At 72.5% G+C, this 14,861-nt stretch carries 1 protein-coding gene; it reads right to left on the bottom strand.

What is annotated here, in order from left to right; genetic code table 11:
• Positions 1 to 65 precede the first annotated feature (65 nt).
• Positions 66 to 14,495 carry an SDR family NAD(P)-dependent oxidoreductase gene (locus ABT001_RS31735; protein WP_351284730.1) on the bottom strand — a complete coding sequence of 4,810 codons (14,430 nt, stop codon included), beginning with the start codon at positions 14,493 to 14,495 and terminating at the stop codon, positions 66 to 68.
• Between the last annotated feature and the right edge of the window lie 366 nt (positions 14,496 to 14,861).

A 14,861-nucleotide genomic window follows, 5' to 3' on the forward strand; every position in this document is an offset into this window, starting at 1 on the left:
CGCGGACCCTCCGCTTGGAGGGTCCGCGTCACCGGCCGGGGCACCGGCTCACCTGTTCGCGCGCCTCACCTGGCCGATCGCCGGGTGTCCGGCCGAGCGGCGATGTCGTCATCCACGGTGAGGTAGCGGCCGGACAGCGCATCCGCTTCACCTGCGGCCAGGCGGACGAGCATCTCCGCCGAGCGGCGGGGATCGACGAGCCGCCCGCCCTCGCGCTGTTCCAACAGCCACGACCTGACCTCGTCGCTCCACCGCTCCCCGGTCACCCCGCCCTCGATCTGTCGCTGGGTGATGCCGAGGTCGACGAGGCCGGGGTGGTAACTGAACACCGTCACTCCCGTCCCCTCCAGTTCGGGCGCCAGGTTCTCACCCAGCTTGATCAACGCGGCCTTCGACACGGAGTATCCGGAGACGAGGGGCCACCGGTGCTTCCCCGCCGAGCTGACGATGTTGATGACGCGCCCGCGGTGCCGCTCGATCATGCCCGGCAGCACGGCACGGCAAGCGCGCGTGCTCCCCCGGAGGTTGACCTCCATGGCGTGCCACCACGCGTCGTCGTCCGTCTCCCACAGCGGACCGGCCGGGCCGGTCACCCCCGCGTTGTTCACCAGGACGTCGACCGCGTCGAACCGCTCACCGACCGCCGCCAGCAGCCGAGGCATCGACGCGCGATCCCCCAGGTCCGTCGGCAGGGCGAGGACCTCGGCCTGCCGTTCCCGCAGCTCGTGTGCGAGGCGGTCGAGCGTCTCCGCATCGCGCCCGGTGACCACGAGGTTCGCCCCGGCCTCGGCCGTCGCCGTCGCGAACAGCTGCCCCAGCGCTCCGGTGGCCCCCGTCAGCAGGACGGTCAGTCCCCTCAGGGGGAGCACCGGCTCCGGCACCGCCGGGGCCTCGATCACTCGCTCGACGGCGCTCACCACGGGCCTCGCCACTTCGGCCGGAACCGCGATCTGCGTGTGGAGGTACCGTGCCAGCGTGTCCGCAGTGGGGTGGTCGAAGACCACCGTGGCCGCGAGCGAACGCCCCACCAGCTTCTCGATGCGGTTCCTGAGTTCGAGAGCGGTCAGCGAGTCGAATCCGATCTCGAAGAAGTTGCGGTCCGCCTCGACGTCCTCCGTGGTGGTGAACCCGAGGACCGCCGCGACTTCCTCCGCCACCACCGACTGCAGCAGTTTCGCCCGTTCGTCCGCCTCCAGGGCGGCCAGCCGCTCCCCGAGCACCCTCGCGGCTTCCGCCGGACCCGAAGGTTTCGTCGCCCCCGACGACGGACGCAGGTGGTCGCGCAGCAGGGGCGTGAGGGGCGACGCCTCGGTGTCGGACAGGTTCCGGGTGTCCAGCCGCAGCGGCAGGAGAACGGGATTGTCCGCCCCGAGCGCCGTGTCGAAGGCCGTCAGGGCGTCGGCCGTGTCGAGGGGGGCGATGCCGAGACGGGCGAGCCGCCGCAGGTCACCGCTGTCGAGATGACCGCTCAGCTCACTGCGCTCGGCCCACAGCCCCCAGGCCAGGGACACTCCCACGTGTCCCGCCGCACGGCGTCGCTGCACCATGGCGTCGACGCACGCGTTGCTCGCCGCGTAGTTCGCCTGCCCGGCGTTGCCCCACCAGCCGGCGGCCGACGAGCACACGACGAACCAGTCCAGGTGAAGGTGCCGGGTGAGCTCGTCGAGGTGGTGCACGGCGTCCACCTTCGACATCAGCACTCGCTCCAGGCCCTCCCACGCCAGGTCACGGAAGGTGCCGTCCCGGGTCGTGCCGGCCGCGTGGATGACACCGCGCAGCGGACGGTCCGCCGGTATGCGTGACAGGACGCTCACGAGGTGGTCGCGGTCGCTGACGTCACCTGCCTCGATCGTGGCCGTGGCGCCGTGAGCACGCAGCTCGTCCGCCAGCTCCACCATGCCGGGAGCCCGCTCGCCCCGTCGGCTGAGGAGAACCACGTGGCCCACACCGTGTGTCCGGACCGCGTGCCGTGCGAGCGCCGAGCCCACCACCCCTCCTGCTCCCGTCACCAACAGGGACGCCGTCGCCCAGGCGGTGCCTGAGCCCGCCGGAGGAGCACCGGCCGTCGTCCGTCCGGAAGTGCCCCCCGCTGCCGTGACCAGCCGGAGGGCGTGCGCCTTCCCGGCCCGGACGGCGATCTGCGGTTCGCCGTCCGCCGGCAGAGCCGCGAGGCCGTCGACCGACGCGGGGTCCGCATCGACGTCGACCAGCAGCAGGCGTCCGGGGTGCTCGGTCTGTGCCGTGCGCAGCATGCCCAGGACCGCCGCCTGCGCGGGGTCACCGCCCCCGGACTGCCCGTCCGTCATGACCGCGCCCTGAGTGACGACGACCAGACGCTCCTGCGGATCCCGGTCCTCGGCCAGCCACGCCTGTACCTCCGTCAGGACGGCGGAGAGCGCGGCCCGCACGCGTGCGGGGGCCGGTGCGTCCCCGTCGAGGCACCGCAGGGAACGCGCGTCCCTGCCGTCCTGCGCCATACGGGCGGCAACCGCGTCGGCCCCGGCGTCCCCGGTCAGCACGAGGTACCGGTGTGCCGGACCGCCGGCGGTCGGTGCGGCTGCCGGTACCGGCGCCCACCGCACCTCGTAGAGGCACTGCTGCGGCGTGCTGCGCAGAGCTCCGAGTTCGTCCGGTCCCATCGTCCGCAGGGTCAGACCGTCGGCCGTCAGCACCGGTTCGCCGTCCGGGTCCCACGCGGTGAGCGCCACCGTGTCGTCACCGGTCCGTACGAGCCGGACGCGCAGCCGTGCGGCACCCCGGCGGTGGATCTCCACCCCGGTCCAGGAGAACGGAAGCCGCAGACCCTCGGCGTCCGGCAGGACCCCGGGCGCCGTCAGCGGATGGAGTGCCGCGTCGAGCAGGGCCGGATGCAGCAGATACGCCGCCGCTTCCCCCTCCACGTGCTCCGGCAGTTCGATCTCCGCGAAGACCTCCCCCTCCCTGCTCAGGACGGTCCCTGCGCCCCGGAAGGCGGGTCCGTAGCGCAGGCCGTGCCACTCGAGGTCGACGAATGCCTCCTCCAGGTCGAGGCGCTCCGTCCCGCCCGGCGGCCAGGCCGGCATCGCGTCGGCCTCAGGATCCGTCCCGGCCACCTGCCGGGTGACCCGTGCCGTCGCGTTGTCGGTCCACGGGGCGTCGTCCCCGGCCCCGGCGGCCCTGGAGTGCACGCTCACGTCGCGCAGTCCCTGACCGTCGGGCGGCGACACGAACAACTGGACGTCCAGGTCGTCCTCCAGGGGGATCACCATCGGTGCGCGCAGGACGAGTTCGGCGACCCTCGCGGCACCGACCTGCTGTCCGGCCGTGGCCAGCATCTCCAGGATCGCGGTGCTCGGGGCGACGACGGCATCGCCCACCTGGTGGTCCGGCAGCCACTTCGCTCCCGCGGTGGACAGCCGGCCGGTCAGGGCCACCGCGCCACCCGCGAGACGAATCGCCGTGTTCAGCAGCGGATGTCCCAGCTGACCGGGCAGGTCCGCGGTGTGGCCGGCGGCGGGGGCGGGGGCCGGGTCGAGCCAGTACCGCTCCCGCTGGAAGGCGTAGGTGGGCAGTTGCAGCGGCAGCCGGCCCTCGCCCGCCCCGCCGAGCACAGCGCTCCACTGCACGGGGGTGCCCTGCACGAACAGACGGGCCAGCGCCTCGAGCACCGCCCTGTCCTCCGTTCGGTCCTTGCGCAGCAGGGGGACCAGCGTGGCTCCGGACGGGTCCTGCAGGCATCCCGCGGCCAGGGCGGACAGCGTTCCGTCCGGTCCCAGCTCCACGAGCGTCCGTACTCCCTCTGCTTCCAGCGCGCGCACGCCGTCGTAGAACCTGACGGGTTCGCGCACGTGCGTCACCCAGTAGTCGGCCGAGGTGAAATCGCCGACTCCGGCCTGCGCACCGGTGAGTGCGGAGACCAGCGGGATCTGCGGCGGGCGGAAGTCGATCCGCGACACGACGGCGCGGAAGCCTTCGAGCATGGGCTCCATGAGCGGCGAGTGGAACGCGTGGCTCACGCGCAGCGCACGGGTCCTGCGGCCGCGCCGCTCCAGTTGTTCGACGATGTCCGCGACCTGCGCGCTGTCGCCCGACACGACGGTGGCGGCGGGCCCGTTGACCGCCGCGACACCGACGGCGTCATGGCCCGCCAGCAGGGCCCTGACCTCGTCCTCCTGAGCCTGGACCGCGACCATGGTGCCGCCGTCGGGCAGTTCCTGCATGAGACGGCCTCGCGCCGTGACCAGTGCGGCGGCATCGGGCAGTGACAGGACGCCGGCCACGTGCGCCGCCGCGATCTCGCCCACGGAGTGGCCGGCCAGGTACGCCGGACACACCCCCCAGGAAGTCATCAGCCGGAAGAGGGCGACCTGCAGGGCGAACAGACAGGGCTGCGCGTATTCGGTACGGTTCAGCACCGCGGCCGCCTCGGTGTCGTCGGCGTCGGCGAACACGAGGTCCGCGGGCCGGCGGTCCAGATGGGCCTCCAGCGCCGCGCTCACCTCGTCGAACGCCTCGGCGTACACGGGGAACGCCCGGTACAGCCCGCGGCCCATCGCCGGCCGCTGACTGCCCTGCCCGGAGAACAGGAACGCGGTCTTCCCCGCCTCGCGGGCGTCGTCGGCGAGTACGGCATGAGGGTGCGGTTCCATCCGCGCGGCGGCGGACAGTCCGCCGACGAGCTCCTCGTGATCGGCGCCGAGCAGGACGGCGCGGTGCCTGAAGGTCGCGCGCCCCGAGGCCAGTGTCGCGGCGACCGCGTGGTCGTCCGCTTCGGGCCTCCCGTCGACGAAATCGAGCAGACGGGCCGCCTGGGCCACGAGGGCGTTGCGCGTCGTGCCGCTGAGCACCCAGGGGAGGACGTTCGTCGCGGGCCGCTCCGGGGCGGGGTCCACCGGGGCGGGGTCCGCCGGGTGCTCCAGGATCACGTGGGCGTTGGTGCCGCTGATGCCGAACGAGGAGACGGCCGCTCGCCGCGGGCCGTGCTCCGTCGGCCACGTCCGCTGCTCGGTCAGCAGCCGGACCGCCCCGGAACTCCAGTCGACGTGCGGCGTGGGCTCACCCACGTGCAGCGTCCGCGGCATGACACCGTGGCGCATCGCCATGACCGTCTTGATGACGCCGCCCACCCCGGCGGCCGCCTGGCTGTGCCCGATGTTGGACTTCAGCGTGCCCAGCCACAGGGGTCGTTCACGGTCCTGTCCGTACGTCGACAGGAGCGCCTGGGCCTCGATCGGGTCACCCAGGGCGGTGCCCGTGCCGTGCGCCTCGACCACGTCGACGTCCTCGGGGGACAGCGCCGCGTTGGCGAGGGCCTGCCGGATGACGCGCTGCTGGGCGAGACCGCTCGGGGCGGTCAGACCGTTGGAGGAACCGTCCTGGTTCACCGCGGAACCACGCACGACGGCCATGATCCGGTGGCCGTTGCGCCGGGCTTCCGACAGCCTCTCGACGACGAGCACACCCACACCCTCGGCCCATCCGGTGCCGTTCGCGTCGGCCGAGAAGGCCTTGCAGCGTCCGTCCGGCGCGAGCCCCCGCTGCCGGCTGAAGTCGATGAACGTACTGGGGATGGACATCACGGTCACCCCGCCCACGAGAGCCAGTGAGCACTCCTCCCGCTGCAGCGCCTGGCTCGCCAGGTGCAACGCGACCAGGGAGGACGAGCACGCGGTGTCCACCGACATGGCCGGACCCTCCAGCCCCATGACGTACGAGACCCGGCCCGACGCCACGCTGCCCAGGCTGCCGTTGATCAGATAGCCCTCCATGCCGTCCGGGGTCTCGTGGAGGCGGGAGCCGTAGTCGTGGTACATGACGCCGGCGAACACGCCGGTCGGTGAGCCCTTGAGCGTCTGCGGGTTGATGCCCGCGTGCTCCAGCGCCTCCCAGGACGTCTCCAGCAGAAGTCGCTGCTGCGGGTCGGTGGCGAGCGCCTCACGCGGGGAGATGCCGAAGAACTTGGCGTCGAACATCGCGGCGTCGTGCAGGAAGCCACCGGACCGTGTGTGGCTGGTGCCCGGCAGGTCCGGATCGTCGGCGAACAGTGTCCCGAAGTCCCAGCCACGGTCCGTGGGGAACGGCGTCACGCCCTCGGAACCGCTCGCCACCAGGTTCCAGAGGTCGTCGGGGGAATCGACGCCTCCGGGGTAGTGGCACGCCATGCCCACGATGACGATCGGGTCGTCCTCCACGGCCGTGGTGGCCGCGTTCTGCGGCACCTGGGCCGCCGCCGGTTCCTCCCCCGTGTCGAGGGCCTGCACGAGGTGATCAGCCAGCGACGCGAGGGTGGGCCGGTCGAACAGCAAGGTGGGCGGCAGCCGGAGCCCCGTGGCGGCGTTCAGGATTCCGCGCAGCTCGAGGGACATCAGCGAGTCCACTCCCAGCTCCGAGAACGACGCTTCCCACTGGTCCTCACGAAGGTCCTGCCGTCCGAGGACCGCGGCGGTGCTCGTGCGAACGAGGTCCGTCAGGGTCTGACGCCGCTGCTCACCCGTGGGCGGCAGGGCCATGGGGGAAGGGGCGGCCGGGACGGGGGCCGGGCTCGTCGGCTGCGGCTGTGCCGCGTGCGCACGGGCCGGGACGCGCGCACCGGAGGCGCGTGCCGTGAGGAAGGGCGGAAGGGATTCCGTGGCGGCACCCGGCAGCCCGACCGCGCTCAGCCGGACCGGTGCGAGGACCGGTTCCCGCCGCGCGAGCGCACTGTCGAACGCCCGCAGTGCGTCGGCCGTGGACAGCGGCTCGATCCCCACACGGGCCATCCTGCGGATGTCCACGTCGCTCAGGTGCCCGGAGAGCTCGCTCTTCTCCTCCCACAGCCCCCAGGCGAGCGACAGCGCGCGGTGACCCGCACGGTGCCGGTCCTCGATCAGCGCGTCCACACACGCGTTCGCCGCCGCGTAGTTCGCCTGTCCGGCGGTCCCCCACCAGCCGGCGACGGACGAGCACGCCACGAACCAGTCCAGCTCCATTTCCCGGGTAGCCGCGTCGAGCACGTGCACCGCGTCCACCTTGGCGCCGAGCACGGCGTTCAACCGGTCGGGAGTCAGAGCGTCGACGAGGTTGTCCGCCAGCGTCCCCGCGGCGTGGATGACGCCCCGCAGCGGGTGCGTGGCGGGGATGTCCGCCAGGACCGCGGAGACCTGCCCGCGGTCGGCCGCGTCGCAGGCGGCGACGGTGACCGTGGCCCCCAGCTCCCGGAGCTCGTCGGCGAGTTCGGTCACACCCGGTCCCGCCGCGCCACGCCGGCTCACGAGGACGACATGGCCGACCCCTTGAGCGGCTACGACATGACGGGTGAGCGCCGAACCCACCACGCCTCCCGCCCCGGTCACCAGCACCGAGGCGTTCGCCCACCCTGTTCCGGCGTCACCGCCCGGGTCGGCGGCCGCCGGCGACGGTGCGCCGGCCGATGCCCCGACGTGCTCCAGTCGCGGGACGAGGAGCTCACCACCCCGCACCGCGAGCTGCGGTGCCGCGGCGGTCACGGCCGAGGAGAGCCCTTCGGGGTCCGGCGTCCCGTCCGTGTCGATGAGCCGTACCAGCCCGGGGTGCTCGGTCTGCACCGTCCGGACCAGTCCCCAGACGGCCGCGTGCATCGGATCGACCGACGCGTCGGGACCGGTCGAACACGCCTGCCGGGTGATCACCACCAGACACTCGCCCTCATGCCGTGGCCCGGCGAGCCACGACTGGATCCGCTCCAGCAGCGCGGCCAGTCCGGCGCGCACCCGCTCGGGTGTCGCCCCCGCGGAACCGCTGACGCGGTCGACCGTCGCGGCGGCACCGGCCAAGTGGTCGAGGGCCGCCTCGACGACAGGACCGTCGCCGACCACCAGGCATCGCCGCGCCGACGGAGCCTGCCCACCGTTCGCGGTCGCGGCCCCGAGCGGTTCCCACACCATCCGGTAGAGCGGCTCCTCGCGTCCGGCGGACAGCGCCAGCCGGAGTTTCGCCGCCGACACCGGCCGCAGCACCACACCGGCATCGAGGACGGGGCCGCCGTGCGTGTCCCAGGCAGTCAGGCGGACCGTGTCGGGTCCTTCCCTCCGCATCCGCACGCGCAGAGCCGAGGCTCCGCGGGCGTGGTGGCGTACGGCGGACCAGGAGAACGGCAGCCGCGCGCCCTGCGCGTCGGGCAACAGCTCACCTGCGGCGAGTGGGTGCAGCACCGCGTCCAGCAACGCGGGGTGCAGCAGGTACGTGCCGCTTTGCGCCGCGTCGGCGTCCGGCAGCCGCACCTCGGCGAACAGTTCGTCGTCGTTGCGCCAGACCGACCGCACGCCGCGGAAGGCCGGACCGTACATGAGGCCGCGTGCCGCGAGTTCGTCGTAGTGGTGCTCGACGTCCAGCGCCACGGCGCCCGCCGGAGGCCACGCGGTCAAGGACTCCGCGCCCTCCGGTGCGGCTGCCGGCTCACCGCCCAGCGTCCCCGAGGCGTGCGAGGTCCACTCGTCGGCACCGGCACACCGGGCGAGCAGGCGGAGCGCGGAGACACCGGGGGTGCCCGTCGCCTCGATCCTCACCTGTACGTCGGTCGCCTCACCGTCGGCGATGACCAGCGGAGCGTGCAGCAGCAGTTCCGTGACCTCGCCGTGGCCGGTCTGCTCGGCGGCCCGCCCCGCCGTCTCCAGCAGCGCCGTACCCGGCACCACGAGGGAACCGGCCACCCGGTGGTCGACGAGCCAGGGGAGGCGCCGGGTGCTGAGCCGGCCGGTGAGCACCGCTCCGTCGTCCAGCTGCACGGCCGCCGCCAGCAGAGGGTGCCCCATCGGGATCAGGCCGGCGGACGCGAGGTCCGCCTCCACGGCGAGCGGTTCCAGCCAGTAACGCTCGTGCTGGAACGCGTACGTCGGCAGTTCCACCACCCGGGCGTCCGTGCCCGAGAAGCAGGCGGTCCGGTCCATCTCCGTGCCCGACGCGTACAGCTGGCCGACGGCGAGGGCCAGTGCCGTCCGTTCGGGCCTGTCCTCGCGCAGTACCGGCAGGATCAGCCGGCCGGTGTCGGCCGGGCAGTCCTGTGCCATCGCGCTCAGCACGCCGTCCGGGCCGAGTTCCAGGAAGCGGGTGACGCCCTGTTCCCTGAGGTGGCGGACGCCGTCGGCGAAGCGCACCGTGGCCCGTGCCTGCGTGACCCAGTGCTCGGCGTCACCGAGTTCCTGCGCGGACGCGCCGCGCCCGGTGAGGTTCGACACGAGGGGGATGTCCGGGTCGCCGTAGGTGAGACCTTCCGCAACACTGCGGAAACGTTCCAGCATGGGCTCCACCAGGGGCGAGTGGAAGGCGTGGCCGACCTCCAGCCTGCGCGTCGTACGGCCGCGTCGCGCCCACTCGTCGGCGAGCGCCAGTACGGCTTCCTCGTCACCGGACAGGACGACCGAATCGGGGCCGTTGACGGCCGCGACGCTCACCCGGTCGGTCAGGTGCGGCAGCACCTCGTCCTCGCTCGCCTGGACGGCGACCATGGCACCGTCCGCGGGCAGTTGCTGCATCAGCCGGCCGTGCTCCGCGACCAGCAGCGCCGCGTCCGGCAGGGACAGCACGCCGGACACGTGTGCGGCGGTCAGTTCTCCGATCGAGTGGCCGGTGACGTAGTCCGGCCGGATCCCCCAGTCCTCCAGCAGCCGGTACAGCGCCACCTCGACGGCGAACAACGCCGCCTGGGTGTAGACCGTGCGGTCCAGCAGTTCCCTGTCCGTACCCCAGACGACTTCGCGCAGCGGACGGTCCAGATGCCGGTCCAGCTCGTCCGCCACGGCGTCGAACGCGGCGGCGAACACCGGGTACTCGGCGTGCAGTTCCCGGCCCATGCCCAGACGCTGGGCACCCTGACCGGTGAACATGAAGGCAAGCCCGCCCTCCGGCACGACGTGTCCCTCGCCCACGCCCGGGGCGCTGCGGCCGCCCGCCAGGGCCTCCAGCCCTGACAGCAGCTCCTCGTGGTCGCGGCCGACGACGACGGCGCGGTGCGGGAAGGCGGTACGCGCCGTGGCCAGTGAGTACGCGATGTCCGACGGCCGCAGTTCGGGCTGCGCCGCGACGAAGGAGCGCAACCGCTCCGCCTGGGCCGCCACGGCGGCCGGGGACTTCCCACTGACCACCCACGGAAGGGCCGTCCGCTCCGTCGTGGGGGGCTGCTCCGGCCGGTCGTCGGCCGGCTCTCCCGGGGGCGCCTGCTCGATGATGACGTGGGCGTTGGTTCCGCTGATGCCGAAGGAGGAGACAGCCGCGCGCCGGGCCCGCTCGCCCTCGGGCCAGGGCTGCGCCCGGGTGAGCAGCGCGACGGAGCCCGCGGTCCAGTCGATCTTCCGTGAGGGTTCCTGCACGTGCAGCGTTCGGGGCAGTACGCCGTGTCGCAGGGCCATGACCATCTTGATCACGCCGGCGACACCTGCCGCGGCCTGGGTGTGCCCGATGTTCGACTTCAGGGAGCCGAGCCACAGGGGATGGTCGGCGTCGTGTTCCTGTCCGTAGGTCGCCAGAAGCGCCTGCGCCTCGATCGGGTCGCCCAGCGTGGTACCGGTGCCGTGTGCCTCCACCGCGTCGACCCCGGCCGCCGACACGCCGGCGCCGGCCAGCGCCTGCCGGATCACCCGCTGTTGCGAGGGCCCGTTCGGCGCGGTCAGGCCGTTGGACGCGCCGTCCTGGTTGACCGCGGACCCCCGCAGCACCGCGAGGACGCGGTGCCCGTTGCGCCGGGCGTCGGAGAGCCTCTCCACCACCAGGACACCGACGCCCTCCGCCCATCCGGTGCCGTCAGCCGTCTCCGAGAACGCCTTGCAGCGGCCGTCGGCGGCAAGTGCACGCTGACGTCCGAACTCGGTGAACATCCCGGGCGTGCTCATCACCGTGACGCCCGCGGCCAACGCGAGGGAGCACTCGCCCTGACGCAGCGAGTGGGCGGCGAGGTGGAGCGCCACGAGGGACGACGAGCACGCCGTGTCCACCGTGAGGGCGGGCCCTTCGAGCCCGAGGCTGTACGCCACCCGGCCCGACACCACGCTGCTCGCCTGACCGGTCAGGAGATGTCCGGCCACGTGGTCCGGGCTTTCGTGCAGACGTGTCCCGTAGTCCCCCACCATGGCCCCGGCGAAGACTCCCGTCCGGCTGCCCCGAAGGGTGTCCGGCACGATGCCGGCCGCCTCCAGCGCCTCCCACGACGCCTCCAGCAGCAGTCGCTGCTGGGGGTCCATCGCGAGTGCCTCGCGCGGTGCGATGCCGAAGAACTCGGCGTCGAACCCGGCCGCGTCGTACAGGAAACCGCCCTTACGGGGATGTCCCCCACCGGCCGCACCCCCGACGAGGGGATCCAGCACGTCCCAGTGGCGGTCGGTGGGACAGTCGCCCAGGGCCTCCTCCTCGTCACACACCAGTCGCCACAGATCCTGCGGGGACCGGACGCCCCCGGGGAACCGGCAGCTCATGCCGACGATGGCGATGGGATCGTCCTCGACCGGTACCGTCGAGGCCCGTACCGCCTCGGCCACCGCAGTAAAAGCACCACCCGTGCCGCGCAGGGCGTCCATCTCCCCGGCCAGTCGCTCAGGGGTGGGGTGGTCGAAGACGACGCCGGACGGCAGCGCGAGTTCGGTGGCGGCATTGAGCCGGTTGCGCAGCTCCACGGCCATGACCGAGTCGAAACCCTGGTCCTTGAACGACCGGTTGACCTGGACGTCCGCCGGATCGGTGCGCAGGACCAGGGCGGTCTGCGCACGGACGAGGTCGAGCGCGGAGACCAGCGCGTCGGTCTCCTGTCGCTTCGGCTCGGCGTCCGCCTCCCACGGCGTGGTGACGGCCGGCGCGGGGCCGTTCGGGCGTGAGGGCCCGGCGGCTATCCAGTGCCGCCGCCGCTGGAACGCGTACGTCGGAAGCTCGTGCGCCGGCAACGGCTCGACGCCGTCGGGAAGGAACTCGGTCCAGCGGACGCGAGCGCCTCGCACGTACGTTTCCGCGAGGCAGGTGAGGAACCGCTCCAGCCCTCCTTCGTTGCGCCGCAGCGAACCGGTCGTGAAGACGCCCGCCACGGCTGCTTCGTCGGCGATGTCGGCGACGGCCGCTGTCAGAACGGGGTGCGGACTGCACTCGACGAAATTCGTGTGACCCGTGGCCAGCAGCTCCTGGACCGCTGTGCTGAAGCGCACCGGCTCGCGCAGATTGCGCACCCAGTACTCGGCGTCCAGGGCATCGCCGTCCAGCCAGGCGCACTCCACCGTCGACATCAGGGGCACTCGCCCGGCGACCGGTGTGATGCCGGCCAGGTCGTCGAGGAGTTCATCCCGCAGGGAGTCCACCTGCGGGCTGTGCGAGGCGTAGTCCACGGCGATGCGCCAGACCCTGACGCCGGTCCGTTCCCATTCGGCCTCCAGACCCTCGAGAACCCCCGGATCGCCGGAGAGCACGGTCGACCTCGGGCTGTTGACCACGGCCACCGAGACGCCAGGGTGGGACTGGATCTGTGCACGCACCTCGTCGACCGGCAGGCCGACCGAGGTCATGGCGCCCTGGCCCGCCAGCCGGTCGGCGATCAGCCTGCTGCGCAGCACCACCACCTTCGCCGCGTCCTCCATGGACAGCGCGCCGGCGACGACGGCAGCCGCGATCTCCCCCTGGGAGTGGCCGACCACGGCATCGGGCGACACACCTGCCGCCTCCCACATGGCCGCGAGGGACACCATGACGGCCCACGAGACGGGCTGGACGATGTCGACCCGCTCCAGTCCTTCCCCGTTGGCCAGCACTTCGGTCAACGACCAGTCCACGTGGGCGCCGAGTGCCCGGTCGCAGCGCGCTATGCAGTCGGCGAACACGGCGGAGGAGGCGAGGAGTTCCTTGCCCATGCCGGCCCACTGGGCGCCCTGGCCGGGGAAGACGAAGACCTGGCGGGTGTCACCCGAGGAGTCCGCGTGTCCCACGACGGCGTCCTCACCGGGGACTCCCCGCGCGATCCGGTCGAGGCTCGCCCGCAGCGCGTCCCGGTCAGGAGCCAGGACGACGGCCCGGTGGTCGAAGAGCGTGCGGGACGTGAGCAGCGTGGAGGCGGCGCCGACGGGGTCGGCATCGGGCCGCCGCGCCAGGAACTCGTGCAGTCGCCTGGCCTGGCCGCGCACAGCAGCCGCGCTCCTGGCGCTGAGCACGTAGGGCACCGGCGTCCCACCGGCGGCCGCCGGGGTGAGTGGCGTCTCCGCCGGAGCGGCCGGCACCGCCCGGGGCGCACCGGCCAGGACGACGTGGCAGTTGGCCCCGCCCATCCCGAAGGAGCTCACGCCGGCCAGCCGCTCGTGGGCCGGGAGGTCCCAGTCGGAGAGTTCGGTCTGGACGCGCAGTCCGAGTTCCGCCAAGGGGATGAGGGGATTCGGCTTCTCGAAGTTCAGGCTCGGCGGAAGCCGGCCGTACCGGACCGCCAGGACCGCCTTGAGCAACCCGGTGATGCCCGCGGCGCCTTCCAGATGGCCGACGTTCGTCTTGGCCGACCCCACGGCGAGCGGGGCGCCGTCCGCCCGCCCGGGAGCGGTCACCGCGCCCAGCGCGGCGGCTTCGATCGGATCGCCGACCTTGGTGCCGGTGCCGTGCAGTTCGACGTACTGCACCCTGCTCGGGTCGACGCCCGCCCGCTCGTACGCCGTCCGCAGGACGGACTCCTGCGCCGAGGCGTCGGGAGTGGTGAGGCCGTCGCTCGCCCCGTCGTTGTTCACCGCGCTGCCACGGATCACGCAGTACACCGTGTCGCCGTCGTCCAGTGCCTTGTGCAGGGGCTTGAGGACGACGAGACCGCCGCCCTCACCCCTGACGTAGCCGTTGGCCCGCTCGTCGAACGTGTGACAGCGTCCGTCGGGCGACAGCCCGCCGAACTTCGAGGCGGCCACCGTGCTGTCGGGGGCGACGTTCAGGTGCACACCACCGGCCAGCGCCAGTTCGGACTCGCCCGACCGCAAGCTCTCGCAGGCCAGGTGCACGGCGACAAGTGAGGAGGACTGCGCGGAGTCCACGACGAAGCTGGGACCCCGCAGACCCAACGCGTACGACACGCGGTTCGCGATGAGGCCGCGGCTCAGACCGACCACGGTGTGGTGGTCGATGCTCTCCAGCCCCTGCTGCTGGCTGAGCGTGGCGTAGTCGGCGCCGATCGCGCCGGCGAAGACGCCGACGTGCGCTCCGCGCAGGGAGCCGGGCAGAACACCGGCGTTCTCCAGTGCTTCCCAGCTGAGTTCGAGCATGAGCCGCTGCTGCGGGTCCATGGCCGCAGCCTCACGAGGGGAGACTCCGAAGAATTCGGCGTCGAAGTGGCCGACGTCCTCCAGGAAACCGCCCCAGCGCGAGTTGGTCCTGCCCAGACGGGTGGTGTCGGAATCGTAGAGCGCCGACGCGTCCCACCGCCCGTCCCTGACCTCGGTGACAGCCGTCGCACCGGCGCTGAGCAGACGCCAGAAGGCGTCCGGATCAGCCGCACCTGGCAGGCGGCACGACAGCCCGACGACCGCGATGTCGTCGCTGGGGCCGGGGGTTTCCGGAGAGACACTCATTGCACTGTTCCCATCTTGCGGCAGGTGACGAATTCCAGCTGAGGCGCATTGACCACACGGCGCGTGAGGGTCGCAGCGCGAAGGGGGTGAAAACGGGCGCGGAGAAGTCAACTGGGGGCCTGTACGAGGCGACGGAGAAGGGGACAAGGCCACACGAAGCTGTTTGCCTCCGGCCATGTCACCCAGAACACGGACCCGTATGTGCACTCTCATCCACACAGCCCCATCGCCGTGTGCGAGGAGTTCGGAGCGGTCAACGGATTATGAGGTATTACCGGGAGAGGAGATTTTCCGCCCTCGGTGCGCCTTACCGGCCGAGCGGCTTTCCAGTCTCACCACCAACGATCGGCCGGTAACTGCAGTCCC

Origin of the sequence: Streptomyces sp. NPDC002793 (assembly GCF_040295485.1) — a bacterium.
GTDB lineage: Bacteria > Actinomycetota > Actinomycetes > Streptomycetales > Streptomycetaceae > Streptomyces.

Bases quoted from the DNA above. Each gene is read 5' to 3' on its own strand.
- ABT001_RS31735 (WP_351284730.1), bottom strand. From the start codon at position 14,495: ATGAGTGTCTCTCCGGAAACCCCCGGCCCCAGCGACGACATCGCGGTC.